Here is a 19,107-nt window from a genome sequence, read left to right as displayed (position 1 = left end):
CGCTGATCGACAGGCCGAGCCCGGTCCCGCCGGAGCGACGCATCCGCGAGGGATCGGACCGCCAGAACCTGCTGAACACCAGTTTCTCCTCCCCCCGGCCGCAGACCGACACCCTGATCCCGGACCACCACGGCGAGGGCGTTGGCCTCGGTATCGCCGCGCATCCGGATCAGGACGGGTTTGCCCTCGCTGTGATCGATCGCGTTGGCGAGCAGATTGCGCAGTACCCGCTCCACCCGCCGCGGATCCACTTCGGCGACCACCGGTTCCTCGGGCAGATCGATCACTACCTCGACCGCGGCGTCGCGCGCCAGATGCCGCACGGTGGAGATGGCCGCACGCACGCACATCCGGACATCCAGCGATTCGACCTGGAGCTCGGCCACACCGGCATCGTGACGGGAGATCTCCAGCAGATCGTTGAGCAGTCCTTCGAATCGGTCCAGCTCGGTGACCAGGAGTTCGGCACTGCGAGCCAGTGCCGGATCGAGGTCGTCGCTGCTGCCGTGGATGAGATCGGCCGCCATCCGCACGGTGGTCAGCGGGGTGCGTAGTTCATGGCTGACATCGGAAGTGAAGCGGCGCTGCAGATTGCCGAATTCCTCCAGCTGATTGATCTGGTTGGACAGGCTCTCGGCCATTTCGTTGAACGCTTTGGCCAGCCGGGCGATATCGTCGTCGCCGCGCACCAGCATGCGTTCCTTGAGCCGCCCGTCGGCGAAGCGGCCGGCGATCCGGGCGGCGGACCGGATCGGCAACACCACCTGACGGGTCACCAGTGCCGTGATCGCCGCCAGCAGGATCAGCAGCACGACCCCACCGACCAGCATGGTGCCGCGCATCAGCGCCAGGCTGCGTTCCTCGTTGCCCAGCGGGAAGATCAGATAGATCTCCAGGGTGGGCACCTCGGCGCTGGGGCTGCCGATGATGAGCGCCCGGCCGTGGTAGCCGTCCGGATCCGCGACGGTGGCGAACTGGTAGCTGACCTGGTTGCGCTGGACGAACCGGCGCAGTGGGTCGGGCACCTCGGTCATCGGACCGGCGGTGATCACCTGCTGCGGGGTCCCACCGATCATGCTCAGTGCCGAATCGAAACTGCCCGCCTCGCCGCCGGTCCGGCTGGAATCGCGCCGGTTGGACAGCGATTCACGGGCGTCGGTGAGCCGTTGCTGCTGGCTGGTGATGTCGTGGATGCCGGTCAGCTGGGTTTCGACCGTATTGCGGACACGGTCCATCTCCTCTACCCCGGCGCTGATCTTGGCGTCCAGCAGCCGGTCGGTGATCTGGCTGGTCAGCACGACACCGAGCACCGTGATCACGATCAGGGACAGCGTCAGGGTCGAGACGATGACCCGCAGTTGCAACGAGCGCCGCCAGAGCAGCCCCAGCGATTTGCCGACGTGCTGGAACCATTCGTTGACCGGTGCCAACGCCTGCCGCACGTCGGCGAGACGCCCGGATCCACCGACTTTCCGACCGGCGCCCGACCCTACGTCGTCGCGCAAGGTAGTGCCTCCGGACCCGGGAACTCGAGCCGGATCACGGCGGACCGGCCTTGTACCCCACACCGCGGACGGTCAGAACGATCTCGGGGTTCTCCGGATCCTTCTCGACCTTCGCTCGAAGTCGCTGTACGTGGACATTCACCAGCCGGGTATCGGCGGCGTGCCGGTAGCCCCAGACCTGTTCCAGCAGCACCTCACGGGTGAACACCTGACGCGGTTTGCGGGCCAGTGCCACCAGCAGGTCGAACTCCAGCGGCGTGAGCGAGATCTGCGCGCCCTCGCGGGTGACCTTGTGCGCCGGAACATCGATCACGATATCCGCGATGTTCAGCAGCTCGGCCGGCTCTTCCTCGGTGCGGCGCAACCGGGCCCGTACCCGGGCCACCAGTTCCTTGGGCTTGAACGGTTTGACGATGTAGTCGTCGGCCCCGGATTCGAGGCCGAGCACCACATCGACGGTATCGGTCTTGGCGGTGAGCATCACGATCGGCACACCGGAGTCGGCGCGCAGCACCCGGCACACATCGATGCCGTTCATCCCGGGCAGCATGAGATCGAGCAACACCAGATCGGGCCGGATCTCACGGACTGCCGAGAGGGCCTGGGTGCCGTCGCCGACCACATGCGGATCGAACCCCTCGCCCCGCAGGACGATGGTGAGCATCTCCGCGAGCGCCATATCGTCGTCGACGACCAGAATCTTCGGCTTCATAGTTACTATGTTGTCATCTCCCGCGCTCGTAACGGGCCGCCACGCCACACAGTGGCGCGTTCCCGCCGGATATCCAACACTAATTCGCGACCAATGCGGCGAGCCGCGCGGCCAATGAGTTCATTTCGTCGGCGAGTCGGCCGGAACCTTCTTCTTCGGTGGATCGGAAAACCCACCAGGTTCCATACCAATCACGCCGAGCAAGATCACGGTACACCTCGGCGGTACGTTTCTGTAATCCGCCGTCGCGTTCATAGGCGTCGAGCGCACGGGACTCGTCGAGTTCACCTCGGCGGCGGGCGCGCAGGGCGGCCACTTCCGTGGGTACGTCGAGAAGTAGCTGCACTCGCGGCACCGGGAGCTCGAAACGGCCGAATTCCAATTCGCCGACCCAGCCCACCATTTCCCCGTCCGCGGACTGACTCAGCCGCGCGGCGTTGTAGGCGGCGTTGGAGGCCACGTAACGATCCAGTAGGACCACGTCGTTACCGGCGAGTAGTTTTGCGATCTCGTCGGCGGCCGCGGCGCGGTCGAGAGCGAACAGGACCGCCATGGCATTCACCGATTCGGCCAGGTCGCCGTGTTCGCCGTGCAGCGCTTCGGCGGCCAGATCGGCGTGTACCGACCGGCCGTATCGCGGAAAGGCCAGGGTGTCGACGCGAAGGCCGCGTCGTTCGAGTGCCTCCGAGAGATTGCCGATCAACGTACGTTTACCGGCGCCGTCGAGGCCCTCGATGGCTATCAACACTCCCATATCCAGGCAGAATACCCCCGCCGTGGGCGGGTCCAGCCGCCGGTCGCACCGACCGGACCGGATACGAATCGCGCCGGCACCGGCCACCGCTTCACACCCGGTTCACGCGAGACCGTGTTCCGGCGAAATCTCGGCGCGAACCGGCCGGACCGGACCGGGCCGCCTCGCTTGCTACGGCACGGTCCACACACCTATGCGCAGGTGACCTGCCGTGTCCGGCCGTAGTCGTCCTGCAACATGTACGCCGCCCCGTTGCCTGTCACACCGACGATCTTCCAGTTCTGGCCGTTGAGGTCGACGACCTTGCCGTACTGGTAACCGTGGCCGCACACCGCTTCTGCGACATACGGCTCGTCGGCGTGCGACGGCCCGGCCAGCACGACGCATCCGATACCCGCCGCGGCGACGCCGACAGCCATGCGAAAGAGAGCTTTCATCATCCCACCCCTTGTGATCTCTCGAGAGCCCAATTATCAACGGGCCCAATCGGATACTAGCACCATCGGCGAGGTGACGGGCAGGCTTCGGGGGCTGCCGGCCGGACTCCTGACCCGGCGGAAACAGCGGAGGCCGCCGGCCCCTTCCGGTGCCGGCGGCCTCCGCGCGCACTATCCGATCAGTACCGGTAGTGCTCCGGCTTGAACGGGCCCTCCACATCGACATTGATGTACTCGGCCTGATCCTTGGTGAGCTTGGTCAGCGTGCCACCGAGCGCCTCCACATGGATGCGGGCGACCTTCTCGTCGAGCACCTTGGGCAGACGGTAGACCTCGTTGTCGTATTCCTCCGGCTTGGTCCACAGTTCGATCTGGGCGATCACCTGGTTGGAGAAACTGTTGCTCATCACGAACGACGGATGCCCGGTGGCATTGCCGAGGTTGAGCAGCCGCCCCTCCGACAGCACGATGATGGACTTGCCGGATTCACCGAACGTCCACAGGTCCACCTGGGGTTTGATATTCAACTTCGTCGCACCGGAACGCTCCAGGCCCGCCATATCGATCTCGTTGTCGAAATGGCCGATATTGCCGAGAATGGCCTGGTCCTTCATCGCCTTCATATGGTCGAGGGTGATGATGTCCTTGTTGCCGGTGGAGGTGACGACGATATCGGCGTCGCCGATGGCCTGCTCCACGGTGACCACATCGAAACCGTCCATCAGCGCCTGCAGCGCGTTGATGGGGTCGATCTCGGTGACCTGCACCCGGGCGCCCTGACCGGCCAGCGACTCCGCACAGCCCTTGCCGACATCGCCGTACCCGCAGATCAGCACCTTCTTGCCGCCGATCAGGACATCGGTGCCGCGGTTGATGCCGTCGATCAGCGAATGCCGGGTGCCGTATTTGTTGTCGAACTTCGACTTGGTGACCGAATCGTTGACGTTGATGGCCGGGAAAGTCAGTTCGCCCGCGGCGGCGAACTGGTAGAGCCGCAGGACGCCGGTGGTGGTCTCCTCGGTGACGCCCTTGACGCTCTGGGCGATCGCACTCCACTTACCCTTGTCCGTTTCGAACCGCTCCCGCAGCAGGTTCAGGAACACGGTGTATTCGGCGGAATGCTCCTCGTCGGCCGGCGGAACCACCCCCGCCTTCTCGAACTGGGCTCCGCGCAGCACCAGCATGGTGGCGTCACCGCCGTCGTCGAGGATCATATTGGCCGGTTCACCCGGCCAGGTGAGCATCTGCTCGGCGGCCCACCAGTACTCCTCCAGCGTCTCGCCCTTCCAGGCGAAAACCGGGGTGCCCTGCGGCGCGTCGATCGTTCCGTGCGGGCCCACCACCACGGCCGCGGCCGCATGGTCCTGGGTGGAGAAGATATTGCAGGAGGCCCACCGCACCTCGGCGCCCAGCGCGGTGAGGGTCTCGATCAGCACTGCCGTCTGCACCGTCATGTGCAGCGAACCGGAGATCCGCGCGCCCTTCAACGGGGCGACATCGGCGTACTCGCGGCGCAGGGCCATCAGCCCCGGCATCTCGTGCTCGGCCAGCCGGATCTCCTTGCGGCCGAATTCGGCCAGCGCCAGATCCGCGACCTTGTATTCGACACCGTTGCGGGTATCGGTGCTCAGCGAGGTTCGAGGCAGTTCGGAGGTCGTCATCAGCGTGGATCAGCCTTCTCTCGGTATCGGTCTCGACCGCAAGGCTAGCGGGTTCGCCGGCACAACGGTGCGGGTGTGCCGGTCGGCGCGATAGCCGGTCGGTAACACTCCGCGGGTGCCGGTGATCAGGCCGCGACTCGTCCCTGCGTGGCCGCGAGGACACGCCGCCGCTTACCCGGCGCGAGGTTGGCACGGGTGATATCGCCGTCGTAATGGGCGAGCACCCGCTTGTCCATGACCCGGCGCCACAGCGGCGGAATCACGGCGAGCACCACCATCGCGGCGTATCCGGCGGGCAGTTGCGGCGCCTCGTCCGAACTGCGCAGCGTCTGGTAGCGGCGGCCCGGATTGGCGTGGTGATCGCTGTGCCGTTGGAGATGGAACAGGAAAATATTGGTCACCAGGCGGTCGCTGTTCCAGCTGTCCCGCGGAGTGCAGCGCCGATATCGGCCGTTGGGGCGGCGTTCCCGCAACAGTCCGTAGTGCTCGATGTAATTGACCGTTTCCAGCAATCCGGCGCCGAGTACCGCCTGCAACAACAGGTACGGCAGGATCTGCCAGCCGAAGACCAGCATCAGGGCACCGAAGAGCACCACGGTCATCGACCATGCCTGCATGATGTGGTTGCGGGGGTGCCACCAGCTGTTCCCGGTCCGACGCAGCCGTTCGTGCTCGAGGGCTATCGCGGACCGGAAACCACCGGCCACACTGCGCGGCAGGAATCGCCACAGGCTTTCCCCTAGCCGCGCGCTGGCGGGGTCCTCCGGCGTGGCGACCCGCGCGTGATGGCCCCGGTTGTGTTCGACGAAGAAATGCCCGTACCCCGACTGCGCCAGCGCGATCTTCGCGAGCCAGCGTTCCAGGCGCTCCACCCGGTGCCCGAGTTCGTGGGCGGCGTTGATGCCGATTCCGGAGACCAGGCCCAGGGTGGTGGCGAGCCCGATCTTGTCCACGACGCTCAGTTCGGCACCGGCCCACAGATAGCCGGCGAGAGTGAGCCCGATCAGCTGGATGGGCAGGAACAGATACGTGCACCACCGGTAGAAACGATCGTTGGAAAGGGTCTCGTAGTCTTCGTCGCGCGGATTGGTGCCGTCGTCGCCGACCAGCACATCCAGCAGCGGAATCAACACCAGTACCACGATCGGCCCGAGCCACCAGAACACCCCGAGACCTGTGTGCAGCACCAACTGCGAGGGCAGCAGCGCACAACCGGGCGCGATCAGCCCCAGAATCCAGAGATGGCGTTTGGGATCGGCCGATCCAGCCGACTTGCCAACCAATTGCACTTTTTGCCCCGCTATTGAAACCCGAATCCGACAGCGGCCTACATAGTCGCAGAACCTACGCCACTGATGCGTCCTTGTTCGCCCTCGACGTGGGCACCGTTACACGGGAGTACCGTACCGGCGGTTCGCCGACGAAGCATCACGAAGGTTACCGCGCATCGTCCGCAATCGAGAAACCGGCAGAAGCGGCCCGCGCGAACCGAACCCGGGAGACCGTGGCGAATTCACAGCAATTCGCGGTCGGCGAGGACGGCGTCGACGTAGGGGCTGAAAACCCGGCCGAGTTCGGCCGGCGCATCGTGCCCGGCCGCGGGCGGTGTGGGGATATAACTGATCGCCAGCCGCACGAGCGCATGCGCGAAGGTCAGCGCTTGCGGCGGGGTCAGCGCGATCCAGCTGCGCTGCACGACGGCCGACAACCGGTCGGTGGCATGTGCGATCAACGGTCCGGCGTCCAGGGTGATGAGCCGGAGCAGATCGAGTTTCACTTCGCCGAGCAGCAGCGACTGCACCAGTGGATCCTGCGCCGAATCGTGGAAATAGCTCGCCAGGCCGTCGCGGATGGACGCCTGCGCGTCGCCGATATTGGCGGCCAGCGCGGTTTCCACATGGTCGACCAGGTCGTCGGCGAGCCGAATGGCGTAGGACTCGGCGAGGCCGCCGCGGGAGCCGAATTCGTTGTAGAGGGTCTGCCGGCTCACCCCGGCACCGGCGGCCACATCGGTGAGCGTGATCTTGGACCAGTCACGCTGCAACAACAGGTCTCGCATCGCATCGAGGATGGCTGTGCGCAGCAACTCGCGCGCAGACCCCTGGTTCGCATTCCGGGATCCGGTGCTCGGCATATCAGCGACACTTGCACGAACACCCCGGTGAGTCAAAGTTTCAAGTTCGCTCGATTTCGACCATGAAGAAATCCGACTTGGCCGCGCCGCAGTCCGGACACGTCCAGTCGTCGGGGATATCGTCCCAGCGGGTACCGGCCGCGATCCCGTCCTCGGGCCACCCCAGCGCCTCGTCGTACTCGAATCCGCACTGGGCACATCGGTACAGCTTGTAGTCGGTCATCGGACGCACCGGCCTTCCGGTCGATCGGCTCCCCGGCTCAGGGCGGGGCGGGCAACGGCTCGAAATCGATCTTCTCCCGGACCGCGCAATCCGGGCAGCACCAGTCGTCGGGCACTGACGACCAGGGCGTACCCGGCGGGAACCCCTCACGCGGGGCACCCGCGGCCTCGTCGTAGACGTAGTCGCACACCGGGCAGCGGTACTCGCTCATTCGGGCACCTGCGCCTGGGCGGCGCCGTAGCGGGCGAGCATCCGGTCCCGCGCCGGCGGGTGGATATTGGCTCGGGTGATATCGCCGTCGTAATGCGCGATCACCCGTTTGTCCATGACTCGCCGCCACAGCGGTGGCAGATAGGCCAGCACGATCATGCCCGCGTATCCGGTCGGCAGGGCCGGCGCCTGTTCCCAGGTGCGCAGCGACTGATAACGCCGGGTGGGAAACGCATGATGGTCGCTGTGCCGCTGCAGGTGGTACATGAAGAGATTGGTGACGAGGTGGTCGCTGTTCCAGCTGTGCGCCGGAGTGGGCCGTTCGTATCGCCCCGACGGAGTGCGCTGTCGCGCCAGACCGTAGTGCTCCATATAGTTGACCGCCTCGAGCAGGCTGAATCCCACCACGGCCTGCAGCAGCAGATACGGCAGCAGGGTGAGACCGAACGCGACGACCAGCGCCGTGAACAGCACCGCCGTCAGCAGCCAGGCGGTCAGGACATCGTTGCGCCGGTTCCACGGCCGGCAACCCAGCCGCTGTAGCCGGGTGCGCTCCAGCGCCCACGCCGAACGCAGGCCGCCGCAGACCGACCGTGGGAAGAAAGCCCAGAAACTCTCCCCCAACCGGGCGCTGGCCGGGTCTTCCCGGGTCGCGACCCGCACATGATGGCCACGGTTGTGCTCGATATAGAAATGACCGTAGGCGCTCTGCGCGAGCGCGATCCTGGACAGCCTGCGCTCCAGCCCTACTTTCTTGTGCCCCAGTTCGTGAGCAGTATTGATCCCGATACCGCCGACCACCCCGAGTGTGACGGCCAGCCCGACCTTGTCGACCGCATTCAGCCCCCCGTCGATCATCGGTATGTGCGGATCGTCCGCGGTGATCAGGTAACCGGCCGCGACGAGGGTTGCGTACTGGCACGGCAGGTAGAGATAGGTGAGATAGCGGTAGTACCTGTCGTTCTCCAATGCCTCCAGGACCTCGTCGGGTGGATTGGTCCCGTCCGGACCGACGAGCCGATCGGCGATCGGGACGACGAGGTAGAGCACAATCGGGCCGAGCCAGAAGACGATATGCACGAGGCCGGGGCGGCCGACAGCGGCGAGCACCCAGACCAGCGGCAGTCCGATCGTGAACAGCCCGGTGGGTGCCAGCAGGCCCCACAGCCACAGGTACCGTTTGCGATCCCGCCACGTTTCGGGCGGAGTGCATTCTTCGGGCTCGTCAGACATCGCCGTCTCACCTCGGGTAGGAGCTCGGCAGCCTTCGCTGCTGGTGTCACTTCCGCACGCCGGAGCACGTCATATGCGCGACTCGCTCACTTCCGACGGTAAGCGCGAGGACGCCCCGGAGCCGACACGTTTATGAGTTCGGTAGCGAACGGATTCAGGTTCACGCATACGTTATGAAGCAGGAGCTCCCGGGCCGTCGTCCACCGGACCCGCTGCTCGACCGCGATCGGCCGAGCAGCGGCGGCCTCATCGGATCAGTACATCAGCGTCCGGCGGCAGCGCGTCCACCGGCCACCACCGCAGATCGGCGGATTCGACACTGCGCACCGGGACGGCGCCGGCCGGTGCGGTGATCCGGAACAGCAGGTCCAGATGCCGGGTCGGTGTGCCCAGCGAACAGGTGATCGGATGGGCCTGGGCACCGTAGAGCTCCGGTTCGAGCAGCAGTCCGGGAATACCGGATTCCTCGGTGGCCTCACGCAGTGCCGCGTCGGCCACGGTGGCGTCCGCCGGCTCGCAGTGCCCACCGAGCTGGATCCAGCGTCCGACCCGCGGATGCAAGGTCAGCAGCACATCGCGGCGGTCGTGCGAGAACACCACCGCCGAGGCGGTGATGTGGCCGGGCGCGTGCTCCCGCAGACAACCGCGGGGAGCCGAGCCCAGGAACGCGAGCATCGCCTCGCGCAACGAGGCGTCGGCGCCGGGATCGGGTTCCCACTCCGTCAGCAGCCGGGTGGCCGACGCATGCAGCGATTCGGCGGTCACAGTTCGACCAGCCCGGACGCGGGATCGCGTGGCGCGCGCGGTGCGAGTTCCTCGGTGGGGTGCCCGATCGCGATGGCACCCAGCGGAATCCACGCGCTGTCCAGGCCGAGCACCTCCCGGGTCACCTCCGGAGCGAAGATCGTCGACCCGATCCAGCAGCTACCCAGTCCCTCGGTCGCGAGCGCGACGAGCAGCCCCTGCACTGCGGCGCCGACCGCGACGGTGAACATGGTGCGTTCGGCGTCACGGCGCCGTTGGTCGGGGTAATCGTGGGCCCCGTCGGGGACGCAGAACGGGATGATCACCTCGGGGGCGTCGAACAGGAGACGTCCGCGGTTCACGCGCCGTTCGATCCGGTCGGAGTCCAGACTGTCGGCGGCGAGATCGGCCCGCCACTTGTCGGCCATGGTCTCGAGCAACCGCGTCCGCCGGTCCCGGTCACGCAGCCAGACGAACCGCACCGGGCGGGTGTGGTGCGGCGCCGGCGCGGTGAGCGCCACCGCGACAGCGGCGCGGATCTGCTCGGGGTCCACCGGATCCGGCGCGAAGGCGCGGACCGATCGGCGCATCAGCAGCGCTTCACCACGGCCGCGTTCGATGGCTTCCGCCGTGCCGAGCCAGAACAGGTCGTCGGTACCCGGTCGGACCAGATCGGCTGCCGTGGAACCGTTGTCGGCCGGGGTGAGCCCCCGGACCACCGCGATCGGAACACCACCCAGCTTGCCTTTGACCAGGTCGGCGGCGGCGGCGAGTTCGTCCGCGATGGCCACCTGGGTGACCTGGAGCTCGTTGCCCTGACCGTCGACGGCACCCGCGTAGTCGTACAGCACCGGCAATCCCGCGGAGCCGATAGCCACATCCGTCTGCCCGTTGCGCCAGGCCCGGCCCATGGTGTCGGTGACCACCACCGCGATCTCCACTCCGAGCCGGGTACCCAGCGCGGACCGCAAGCCCTTGGCGCTGCCGTCGGGATCGGCGGGCAGCAGTACCAATTCGTCCTGCTCCACATTGGATCCGTCTACCCCGGACGCGGCCTGCACGATGCCCAGCCGGTTCTCGGTGATCAGGGTGCGGCCCCGGCGGGCGACCACCCGCACCGCCTCCTGTTCGACCAGCCGGCGTCGCGCGATATCGCGCTCCTCGGGATCGGTTGGGGCAGCGACGATCCGGCCCTCGGCCTTGGCGACGATCTTGCTGGTGACCACCAGAATATCGCCGTCGGCCAGCCAGGGAGCCTGGGCGGCGATATGTTCGGCGAGATCGTCGCCCGGTCGGAATTCCGGCAAACCGGTGATCGGCAGTATCTGCAATTGCGCCGCGGCATGGTCGGCGATCACGGCTTCGGCCGACGGGTTCACGCTGGTCACGGCTTGACTCCTGCCAAATCGAGGGCTGCCCGCACCATTTCGGCGGTGGTGGGCGGATCGGTCATCAAAAGGGGAACGCTGCGCACCTGCACACCCGGCACATCGGCCGTGTCGGTGGTGTGGATCAGCCAGCCGTCGAGAATGCCTGTGGCCGAACGGGATCCGTAGTGCCGACCGACCGCCTCCGCGGAGGTCTCCACGCCGATCACCGACAGGCACTCGTCGGCCATCCCGCGCAACGGCTTTCCGTCGATCACCGGCGACACCCCGATCACCGGCGCCTGGGTGGTGCGCAACGCACCCCGAATTCCGGGCACCGCCAGGATCGAACCGACGCTCACGACCGGGTTCGAGGGCGCGAGTAATACAACATCCGCATCGGCTATGAGTTCGGTCACATTAGGTGCCGGTTTGGCGTCGTCCGCCCCGATTGTGGCGAATCCGTGGGTTTCGACGTCCGCCCGGTAGCGAACCCACCACTCCTGGAAATGGATCGCGCGGCGTTCGCCAGGACTCTCCGGATCGCTGATAACTACATGCGTTTCACAGCGATCGTCGGTTGCCGGGAGGAGTTTCACACCCGGTTGCCACCGATTGCAGAGCGCCTCGGTAACCGCCGAGAGGGGATAGCCGGCGCGCAACATTTCGGTACGAACCAGGTGCGTCGCGATATCCCGGTCCCCCAGTCCGAACCAATCGGGCTGCGCATGGTATTTCGCGAGCTCCTCCTTGGCGTGCCAGGTTTCGCCCAACCGGCCCCAGCCGCGCTCCGGGTCGATTCCACCGCCGAGCGTATACATGCAGGTATCGAGGTCGGGACAGATTCTCAGCCCGTGCATCCAGACATCGTCGCCCACATTGACGATTGCGGAAACCTCCGCCTCGGGCAGTAGCTCCCGGACGCCCAGCAGGAACCGCGCGCCACCGACTCCGCCGACCAGGACGACGATACGGGGACCATTGGCGGGGGCGATGTCCGCTTGTTGTGAAGTCACATCTGTACACCCTATGCCGCACGGGAAATAGTGCGCGTTCCGCTATATTTGCCGCTCATTTGCTATTCGGGTCACAAGATCGACTCGGAATGCCGCGCGGGATAGTAACGGAATAGTGACGGTGGCTTGACCATCACTACAGGCGGCGTGTCTAATCACAGACATGTCATTCCGGGTCGCGCGGGAAGTCCAAGGCGCGGACGGAAACTCGAACAGATGTTCGAATTGGAATGACAGGCTCGGGGAAGTCCGCGAGACAACGTCGCGGAGTTTGGCCGTCGAGATGCGCGTTGATCGACGGAAATGAATTCATTCTGCGCTAACACACAGTGAGGAGGCGGAGCGATGGCCGATGATCTGGCCCCGACCGGCATTCCGGTGGGTGTATCGCGAACCGATTCCACAGCAGGCGCAGCACGAGGCGTCGCTGCTGAAAACGGCTGGTCCGGCCCTGATCGGAATGAGCGTGAATCGGCTCCCCGGCTCAGCCTGATCGTGACCGGTTTCGACGAGATGTTCGGCTCCATCGAAGAACAGTGGCAAGAACGCGCACTCTGCGCGGAGACAGACCCGGAGGCCTTCTTCCCGGAGAAGGGCGGCTCCACCCGCGAGGCCAAACGCATCTGCTTGGGATGCGAGGTCCGCGACGAATGCCTGGAATACGCGCTCGCGCACGATGAGCGCTTCGGAATCTGGGGCGGCCTGTCGGAGCGGGAGCGCCGGCGCCTCAAGCGCGGTATCGGCTGACAATCAGCGACTCCGCATGCGGCCACACCGCTCGCGTCGGTGCGCCCCGGAGCATGTGGCCGGGGCGGGCCGTCGCGGTCGGCGATCACTGACTAACGTTGCGACCATGGCACGATCCCGCAACCGTAGACCCCCGACCGCCAGGTCGGTCAGCCGTCGCGGCCGCGGTGTCCGCGGCCCGATGCTGCCACCGACCGTGCCGGCTTGGCGCACCCGTGGCCAGAAGTTCGATCGGCTGGTGCTGGAAGCATTCGCCCCCCTGGACACCCGCTGGCACGATCGCCTCACCAAACTCGACATCGCTGTGGACGATGTGCCCAAAATTCGTCCGCTGCACCCTGATTCGGTGACCTGGCCCGACGAGGTGGTCGCCGACGGCCCGGTTCCGCTGTCCCGGCTCATCCCGGCCGGCGTCGACCGGCACGGCACCCCCATCCGGGCCCGGGTGGTGCTGTTCCGCAAACCCCTCGAACTCCGTGCCGGCGACCCGGACGATCTGGTGGAACTGTTACGCGAGGTCCTGGTACAGCAGATCGCCACCTATCTCGGGGTAGACCCCGACGTGATCGACCCGGAACCGGAGTAAGCGCACGACGCCGTGTTCGATCACCCCCTCCGGCGTGGGCCGGGCCCCACACAGCGCGGTGAACCCTCGATAGATACCGGCACCCGCTCGAACACGTAGCGTGCGACTCTTCCCAGACCGATCGAGCACTCGTCGAGCTGCAGCCTCTCCGGTCCGGCCGACCCACGTCCCGCCGGGGTCTCCCCCGTTCCCGGATCGATCGAGCGAAACCGTACGCGACAGATCACCTGAATACAGGACCGCACCGCCCACTCGATACCGAAAGCGGCGCGTCCACCACCGACGTGAGACCTGCCCCGGTTCCGGAACGACAGAACGCCGCGACCGGGCCCAGGTGGGAAGACTCAGGGTCGTAGAAGCCCCGACACCCGACGCCGGCTACACCACCACGAACACGCGCAGGCACACCCCGGCTCCGAATCGATCGAGCGAAACCGCGCAGCGACCATCACCGCGATACCCGACCCCGACCCCGACCCCGACATCCCCGAGTCGACGCCGAAGACGAGGCCCACCACAAAGGCGGGGCCCGCCCCGGTTCTGGAGCGACGGAGCGGGGGAGCGCAGCGGAGGACGCAGGAGTGAAGAACCGGGGTCACCAGGGCCCCGACCCGCGACGCCGAAGGCGGCGCAAATAGACGCAGCGGTACGAATCACACTGCGACGCGCCGCGACCGAGTGGATCCATGAGCGTGTCTGCCCCACTCGTGTGGGTGTGCCGGGTTACGCTCATCGGCGTGATCTCCATGCGTCGTTGCTGCCGACCCGGCTGCAAGAACCCGGCCGTCGCGACGCTCACCTATGTCTACTCGGACTCCACGGCGGTGGTGGGCCCGCTGGCGACGGTTGCCGAACCTCATTCGTGGGATCTCTGCGGGACCCACGCTTCCCGGATCACCGCGCCCAAGGGCTGGGATATGGTCCGGCACGAAGGCGGCTTCTCCACCAGTCCCGACGACGATGATCTGACCGCGCTGGCCGAGGCCGTCCGGGAGGCCGGATTGCGCCGCCGCCCCCCGGAACCCGATCAACGGGGCTATCGCGAGCACAATCCCCCGCCGCGCCCGACCCGCACCGGCCGCCGCGGACATCTCCGGGTACTCCCCGACCCCCCGAGCTGAGCTTCCTCCGTCGGCCCATAACAACGCAGAGGCCGACCGGCAACTCGCGGCGTCACTGGCATCCGCGCCGTCCGGGCTCCACCCACACTACCGACGCCCGACCCGGCCGGTTCCGGAGCGACGGGGCCCGGCAACCCAATGCCCCGACAACAGCCGGAACCACAACCACCCCACCCGACGCCGAAGGCGACGCCATGGACCTACCGGGGTCGCGAAGACCCCCACCACCCCAGCGAAACAGGGCCCACCACAAAGGCGGGGCCCGCCCCGGTTCCGGAGCGACAGAGCGAAGGAGCGCAGCGACTGAGCGCCGGAGTGAAGAACCGGGGTCACGAGGGCCCCGACCCGCCCCGCCGAAGGCGGGGCCGTAAACACAACACTAGGGTGGTCGCCATGACAGTCGCCCGCTCTGCCGAGTCCGTGAACGCGGTGATCAAGGCTTACGACATCCGCGGTGTGGTCGCCGACCAACTCGACGCCGGCTTCGTCCGGGATGCAGGGGCGGCGTTCGCCCGGCTGATGCGGGACGAGGAAGCGCGGCGCATCGTGATCGGCCACGATATGCGGGCCTCTTCACCCGAGTTGGTGGCCGCGTTCGCCGAGGGTGTACTCGCGCAGGGCCTGGACGTGGTCCATATCGGGCTGGCATCCACCGACGAACTGTACTTCGCTTCCGGCCGGTTGGACTGCCCCGGCGCCATGTTCACCGCCAGCCACAACCCGGCGCGCTACAACGGCATCAAGCTCTGCCGTCCGCGTGCGCTGCCGGTGGGTCAGGACACCGGGTTGGCGACCATCGCGGCCGAGTTGATCTCCGGGGTGCCCGGTTACGCGGGGGATCCGGGTACTGCCACCGAGATCGACCTGCTCGACGACTACGCCGCCTTCCTGCGCGAACTGGTGGATCTCGGCGGTATCCGTCCGCTGACCGTCGCGGTGGATGCCGGCAACGGTATGGGCGGGCATACCGTTCCCGCCGTGCTGGGGGCGCTGCCCCAGGTCAAGGTGGTGCCGCTGTATTTCGAGCTGGACGGCACCTTCCCCAATCACGAGGCGAACCCGCTCGATCCGAAGAACCTGGTGGACCTGCAGGCGCTGGTCCGCGATTCCGGCGCCGATATCGGATTGGCCTTCGACGGTGACGCCGACCGCTGTTTCGTGGTGGACGAGCTCGGGGACCCCGTTTCGCCGTCGGCCATCACCGCGCTGGTCGCCGAGCGGGAACTGGCCAAGGAGCCGGGTGCGACGATCATCCACAATCTGATCACCTCGCGCGCGGTTCCGGAGTTGGTGACCGAACTGGGCGGTCATCCGGTGCGGTCACGGGTGGGTCATTCGTTCATCAAACAGTTGATGGCCAGTTCCGGTGCCGTATTCGGCGGGGAGCACTCCGCGCACTACTACTTCCGGGACTTCTGGGGCGCCGATTCCGGCATGCTGGCCGCACTGCACGTGCTGGCCGCTCTGGGCGAGGACAAACGGCCCGTATCCGAACTGATGGCCTCCTACACCGCCTACGCCGCCTCCGGCGAGATCAATTCGACCGTCGACGACGCCGCCGGACGGACCGCCGAGGTCATCGACGCGTTCGCGGGACGGGCGGTCTCGGTGGACCGGCTGGACGGTGTCACCGTCCAGCTACCCGACCATGCCTGGTTCAACCTCCGTGCCTCCAATACCGAACCGCTGCTGCGTCTCAACGTCGAAGCCAGGTCGCAGGACGAAGTAGACGCACTCGTGACCGAGATCCTGCGCATCGTCCGCGCCTGACTGGAATAGTGGAAATACACACCGTGGATTCGCCCGTTCCAGGCCCGGTGTCCACGACGCGGGCGGTGGCGGCCGAGACCGACAACAGCGCGATGAGGGGAGGTGCCACGCCCGATGATCGCTGATACCCCGGTGCTCGATCTGGACGATGCCGCAATGCTCGAGGCCGCCGATACCGGCGGCGCCCTCCGTTCGGCCGCGTCCGGTGGCGCCCAGGTGCGTGCCACCGCGGCAGCCGTGGCCGAAGGTGCGCTCGCCCGCCTGGACGGCCTGCGTCCACGAAGTCTGCTGCTGGTGTCCGGTCCCGGCCGGGCCGGCCGCGCTGCCGCCCTGCTCGTCGCGGCACTCGGTGACCGCACCGGGCTGCCCCTGGTCCAGGTCACCTCGGTGCCCTCTTGGGCGGGTCCGCTCGATGTGGTGCTGGTGGCCGGTGACGACGCCGGCGATCCACGGCTCATCGATTCGGTCGACCGGGCGCTGCGCCGCGGCGCCGAGGTGGTGGTGGCCGCCCCGGACGAGGGCCCGCTGCGTGCCGCCGCGGCCGGACGCGCGGCCCTGCTGGCGCCACGAGTCCCCGTGCTCGACGAGAACAGGCTGCTGCGCTACCTCGGCGTAGGGATCGCGGTACTGCAGACGATCGACCGACATCGCAGCGCGGCGTTCCTGCCCGAACTGGGCGCGCTGGCCGATGTGCTCGATACCGAGGCACTGCGCGACGGCCCTCAGCACGAGGTCTTCCACAATCCCGCCAAGAACCTCGCCGCACGGACTCAGCAGCGTGGTTTGATCGTCGCCGGCGACAACGCGGCCACCACCGAACTTGCTGTACACGCGGCAGAGGTCCTGCTGCAATCGGCGGGCCGCGCCGCCGCCGCGGTGGAACTGGCTGTCGCGGTGACCGCGCTACCGCGCCTGGTGAACGCCGCCACCACAGCCGCTCCCGACTACGATCCGCTCTTCCACGACGAGCAACTCGACGGCCCACCGCCGGTGGAGAAGAAGCGGATCTTCGTGTGCAGCACGGAATCCGATATCTTGACCGCCCGCCGCAAGATCGCCGTCTTCGGTGGCGCGGGCGGCGGCACCGTGGACGCCGACCTCGTCACCGCGGATCTCGAATCGACCCCCACCGACCCGGCACCCGCCGGATCACCGGTCCCCGAACCCGTTCCCGTCCCGATCGGCGGGGAAATGGAACGTCTGGCCGTCCTCGCGCTGCGCTGGGAGATGACGGCGGCCTATCTGCGGCTGATCGGCGGCCGGGCAGTCGCGGCGAGCGGGCCGGACAGTTACGACGGGGGACACTACTAGTGCACGAACTCGTAGGTGCGCTGCGCTCGTACGCCTGGGGCTCGCGCACCGCGCTCGCCGAACTCTGCGGTCGTCCCGTCCCCTCAGCGCATCCAGAAGCCGAATTGTGGTTCGGCGCGCATCCGGCCGACCCCGCGTATCTCCGCACCGACAGCGGCACCCGGTCACTGCTGGACGTGATTTCGGCGAACCCCGGGGAGGAGCTCGGCGCGGCCGCCGAACGTTTCGACGATCGACTACCGTTCCTGCTGAAGATCCTGGCCGCCGAGGAACCCCTCTCACTGCAGGCCCATCCGAGTGCCGAGCAGGCACGATCCGGGTTCGCCCGGGAGAACCGCACCGAGGTTCCGCTCGATTCGCCCATGCGCAACTATCGCGACGACAGCCACAAACCCGAACTGGTCGTCGCCCTGGAACGATTCGAGGCACTCGCCGGTTTCCGCGACCCGCTGCGCACTGTGGACTTGTTTCGGGCCCTGGATATCACCGAACTCGCCCACTACACCGATCTGCTCGCCGCACAACCCGATTCCGACGGCCTGCGAACCCTGTTCACCAGCTGGATCACCCTCCCGCCGACCGTACTGGACACCCTGCTGCCGGCCGTGCTGGACGGCTGCGTCCGCTACCTGTCCAATTCCGAACGTGAATTCGCCGCCGAAGCCCGCACCACGCTGGAACTGGCCGAGGCCTACCCCGGCGATGCCGGAGTACTGGCCGCGATGCTGCTGAACCGGATCACCCTGCAACCCGGCCAAGGCCTGTTCCTCGCCGCCGGCAACCTGCACGCCTACCTGCACGGCGTCGGCGTCGAGATCATGGCCAACTCCGACAATGTGCTGCGCGGCGGACTGACACCCAAACACGTCGACGTCCCGGAACTACTGAAAGTCCTCGACTTCGAACCGATCGACCTACCACTGGTACTCCCCGAACCGGCCGGCGACGGCTCGGTCCGCTACCGCACCCCCGCACCGGAATTCGCCCTCCGCCGCTTCGACCTCACGGCCGGACCGGCACAGGTACCCATGACCGACGCCGGCCCGGGAATCGTGCTGTGCACGGTGGGATCGGCCCGGTTGTCGAACGGTGACGCCGAGGTAACGCTCACCCGCGGCACCGCCGCCTGGGTCTCGGCGGCCGACAAGGACATCTGCGCCCGGGCTCCCGAAGAAGCCGCCACTCTGTTCTGGGCGTGCGTCGGCGCCGTGTGATCCGGGGTTCGGGTCGCCCGGACGCGGGTGATCTGGGGTGACTGGTGTTCCGGGGTGGCGAACGGGAGACCGGCTCGTGCCGGGGTGAATTCGCGGCGGGGGTGAACGGGTGCGAACGGTGCTGGACCGGGTGCGAACGGTGCCGAACCCGGCACGAACAACGCCGAACCCGGCACGAACAACGCCGAACCCGGCACGAACAACGCCGAACCCGGCACGAACAACGCCGAACCCGGCACGAACAACGCTGGATGTTGACTTGCTTGTGAAGGTGCTGTGTTTTTGGCGCGCTGGCGCGCGCGGGGTCGAGGCCCCCGAAGTCTCGCCGTTTCGGCCTCGAGACTCGAGCCTTCGGCTCATGC

The 19,107-nt window shown here is 67.0% G+C and carries 18 protein-coding genes and 1 pseudogene; 6 read left to right on the top strand and 13 right to left on the bottom strand.

What is annotated here, in order from left to right:
• From mtrB to cofD, 13 genes and pseudogenes are all read right to left on the bottom strand, one after another.
• Positions 1-1,442, bottom strand: a pseudogene (mtrB, locus tag ACWCPQ_RS34115) (MtrAB system histidine kinase MtrB); the annotation flags it as partial.
• A gap of 97 nt (positions 1,443-1,539) precedes the next feature.
• Complete coding sequence (gene mtrA / locus ACWCPQ_RS34110; protein ID WP_033243239.1) at positions 1,540-2,217, bottom strand: MtrAB system response regulator MtrA; 678 nt, start codon at positions 2,215-2,217, stop codon at positions 1,540-1,542.
• Between the two features lie 79 nt (positions 2,218-2,296).
• Positions 2,297-2,971 (bottom strand): dTMP kinase, encoded by a 675-nt coding sequence (locus tag ACWCPQ_RS34105; protein WP_449906995.1) that lies wholly within the window; start codon positions 2,969-2,971, stop codon positions 2,297-2,299.
• Between the two features lie 191 nt (positions 2,972-3,162).
• Positions 3,163-3,408: a hypothetical protein gene (locus tag ACWCPQ_RS34100; protein WP_449906992.1), complete on the bottom strand. Its 246-nt coding sequence runs from the start codon at positions 3,406-3,408 to the stop codon at positions 3,163-3,165.
• Between the two features lie 179 nt (positions 3,409-3,587).
• Positions 3,588-5,069 carry an adenosylhomocysteinase gene (gene ahcY / locus ACWCPQ_RS34095; RefSeq protein WP_449906990.1) on the bottom strand — a complete coding sequence of 494 codons (1,482 nt, stop codon included), beginning with the start codon at positions 5,067-5,069 and terminating at the stop codon, positions 3,588-3,590.
• A 125-nt stretch (positions 5,070-5,194) separates the two neighbouring features.
• A complete protein-coding gene (locus ACWCPQ_RS34090) occupies positions 5,195-6,352 on the bottom strand; it encodes an alkane 1-monooxygenase (protein WP_449906987.1) in 1,158 nt (385 codons plus the stop codon).
• Between the two features lie 230 nt (positions 6,353-6,582).
• Positions 6,583-7,203 (bottom strand): TetR family transcriptional regulator, encoded by a 621-nt coding sequence (locus ACWCPQ_RS34085; protein WP_449906984.1) that lies wholly within the window; start codon positions 7,201-7,203, stop codon positions 6,583-6,585.
• 40 nt (positions 7,204-7,243) lie between these two features.
• On the bottom strand, positions 7,244-7,426 hold the full coding sequence (locus ACWCPQ_RS34080) for a rubredoxin (protein ID WP_449906980.1): 183 nt from the start codon (positions 7,424-7,426) through the stop codon (positions 7,244-7,246).
• Positions 7,427-7,463: 37 nt separating this feature from the next.
• The gene (locus ACWCPQ_RS34075; RefSeq protein WP_449906977.1) at positions 7,464-7,637 is read right to left on the bottom strand and encodes a rubredoxin; all 174 of its coding nucleotides are present in this window, start codon (positions 7,635-7,637) and stop codon (positions 7,464-7,466) included.
• On the bottom strand, positions 7,634-8,869 hold the full coding sequence (locus ACWCPQ_RS34070; protein ID WP_449906975.1) for an alkane 1-monooxygenase: 1,236 nt from the start codon (positions 8,867-8,869) through the stop codon (positions 7,634-7,636). The genes ACWCPQ_RS34075 and ACWCPQ_RS34070 overlap by 4 nt, the downstream gene beginning before the upstream one ends.
• A 246-nt stretch (positions 8,870-9,115) precedes the next feature.
• Complete coding sequence (locus tag ACWCPQ_RS34065; RefSeq protein WP_449906972.1) at positions 9,116-9,634, bottom strand: NUDIX hydrolase; 519 nt, start codon at positions 9,632-9,634, stop codon at positions 9,116-9,118.
• Positions 9,631-10,992: a coenzyme F420-0:L-glutamate ligase gene (locus ACWCPQ_RS34060; RefSeq protein WP_449907002.1), complete on the bottom strand. Its 1,362-nt coding sequence runs from the start codon at positions 10,990-10,992 to the stop codon at positions 9,631-9,633. The genes ACWCPQ_RS34065 and ACWCPQ_RS34060 overlap by 4 nt, the downstream gene beginning before the upstream one ends.
• A 5-nt stretch (positions 10,993-10,997) precedes the next feature.
• Complete coding sequence (cofD, locus tag ACWCPQ_RS34055; protein ID WP_449906969.1) at positions 10,998-11,996, bottom strand: 2-phospho-L-lactate transferase; 999 nt, start codon at positions 11,994-11,996, stop codon at positions 10,998-11,000.
• 513 nt (positions 11,997-12,509) lie between these two features.
• Here cofD and ACWCPQ_RS34050 point away from each other — a divergent pair.
• The 6 genes from ACWCPQ_RS34050 to manA all read left to right on the top strand — a co-directional run bounded on the left by ACWCPQ_RS34050 (position 12,510) and on the right by manA (position 18,745).
• A complete protein-coding gene (locus ACWCPQ_RS34050) occupies positions 12,510-12,743 on the top strand; it encodes a WhiB family transcriptional regulator (protein WP_030523343.1) in 234 nt (77 codons plus the stop codon).
• Between the two features lie 106 nt (positions 12,744-12,849).
• Complete coding sequence (locus ACWCPQ_RS34045; RefSeq protein WP_168165638.1) at positions 12,850-13,329, top strand: metallopeptidase family protein; 480 nt, start codon at positions 12,850-12,852, stop codon at positions 13,327-13,329.
• A gap of 746 nt (positions 13,330-14,075) precedes the next feature.
• Positions 14,076-14,450, top strand: coding sequence for a DUF3499 domain-containing protein (locus tag ACWCPQ_RS34040; RefSeq protein WP_449906999.1), 375 nt, complete (start codon positions 14,076-14,078; stop codon positions 14,448-14,450).
• A gap of 393 nt (positions 14,451-14,843) precedes the next feature.
• Positions 14,844-16,220 carry a phosphomannomutase/phosphoglucomutase gene (locus ACWCPQ_RS34035; RefSeq protein ID WP_449906967.1) on the top strand — a complete coding sequence of 459 codons (1,377 nt, stop codon included), beginning with the start codon at positions 14,844-14,846 and terminating at the stop codon, positions 16,218-16,220.
• A gap of 114 nt (positions 16,221-16,334) precedes the next feature.
• Positions 16,335-17,531, top strand: coding sequence for a tobH protein (locus ACWCPQ_RS34030; protein ID WP_449906965.1), 1,197 nt, complete (start codon positions 16,335-16,337; stop codon positions 17,529-17,531).
• Complete coding sequence (gene manA, locus ACWCPQ_RS34025) at positions 17,531-18,745, top strand: mannose-6-phosphate isomerase, class I (RefSeq protein WP_449906962.1); 1,215 nt, start codon at positions 17,531-17,533, stop codon at positions 18,743-18,745. The genes ACWCPQ_RS34030 and manA overlap by 1 nt, the downstream gene beginning before the upstream one ends.
• The last annotated feature ends 362 nt before the right edge of the window (positions 18,746-19,107 follow it).

The organism is Nocardia sp. NPDC001965 (genome assembly GCF_053594175.1).
This window is presented reverse-complemented; position numbering and strand designations above follow the sequence as displayed.

What these genes read in the sequence shown, in the direction of transcription:
- mtrA (WP_033243239.1), bottom strand. Translation starts at nt 2,217, where the DNA reads ATGAAGCCGAAGATTCTGGTCGTCGACGACGATATGGCGCTCGCGGAG.
- ACWCPQ_RS34105 (WP_449906995.1), bottom strand. Translation starts at nt 2,971, where the DNA reads ATGGGAGTGTTGATAGCCATCGAGGGCCTCGACGGCGCCGGTAAACGT.
- ACWCPQ_RS34100 (WP_449906992.1), bottom strand. Translation starts at nt 3,408, where the DNA reads ATGAAAGCTCTCTTTCGCATGGCTGTCGGCGTCGCCGCGGCGGGTATC.
- ahcY (WP_449906990.1), bottom strand. Translation starts at nt 5,069, where the DNA reads ATGACGACCTCCGAACTGCCTCGAACCTCGCTGAGCACCGATACCCGC.
- ACWCPQ_RS34085 (WP_449906984.1), bottom strand. Translation starts at nt 7,203, where the DNA reads ATGCCGAGCACCGGATCCCGGAATGCGAACCAGGGGTCTGCGCGCGAG.
- ACWCPQ_RS34080 (WP_449906980.1), bottom strand. Translation starts at nt 7,426, where the DNA reads ATGACCGACTACAAGCTGTACCGATGTGCCCAGTGCGGATTCGAGTAC.
- ACWCPQ_RS34075 (WP_449906977.1), bottom strand. Translation starts at nt 7,637, where the DNA reads ATGAGCGAGTACCGCTGCCCGGTGTGCGACTACGTCTACGACGAGGCC.
- ACWCPQ_RS34070 (WP_449906975.1), bottom strand. Translation starts at nt 8,869, where the DNA reads ATGTCTGACGAGCCCGAAGAATGCACTCCGCCCGAAACGTGGCGGGAT.
- ACWCPQ_RS34050 (WP_030523343.1), top strand. Translation starts at nt 12,510, where the DNA reads ATGTTCGGCTCCATCGAAGAACAGTGGCAAGAACGCGCACTCTGCGCG.
- ACWCPQ_RS34045 (WP_168165638.1), top strand. Translation starts at nt 12,850, where the DNA reads ATGGCACGATCCCGCAACCGTAGACCCCCGACCGCCAGGTCGGTCAGC.
- ACWCPQ_RS34040 (WP_449906999.1), top strand. Translation starts at nt 14,076, where the DNA reads ATGCGTCGTTGCTGCCGACCCGGCTGCAAGAACCCGGCCGTCGCGACG.
- ACWCPQ_RS34035 (WP_449906967.1), top strand. Translation starts at nt 14,844, where the DNA reads ATGACAGTCGCCCGCTCTGCCGAGTCCGTGAACGCGGTGATCAAGGCT.
- ACWCPQ_RS34030 (WP_449906965.1), top strand. Translation starts at nt 16,335, where the DNA reads ATGATCGCTGATACCCCGGTGCTCGATCTGGACGATGCCGCAATGCTC.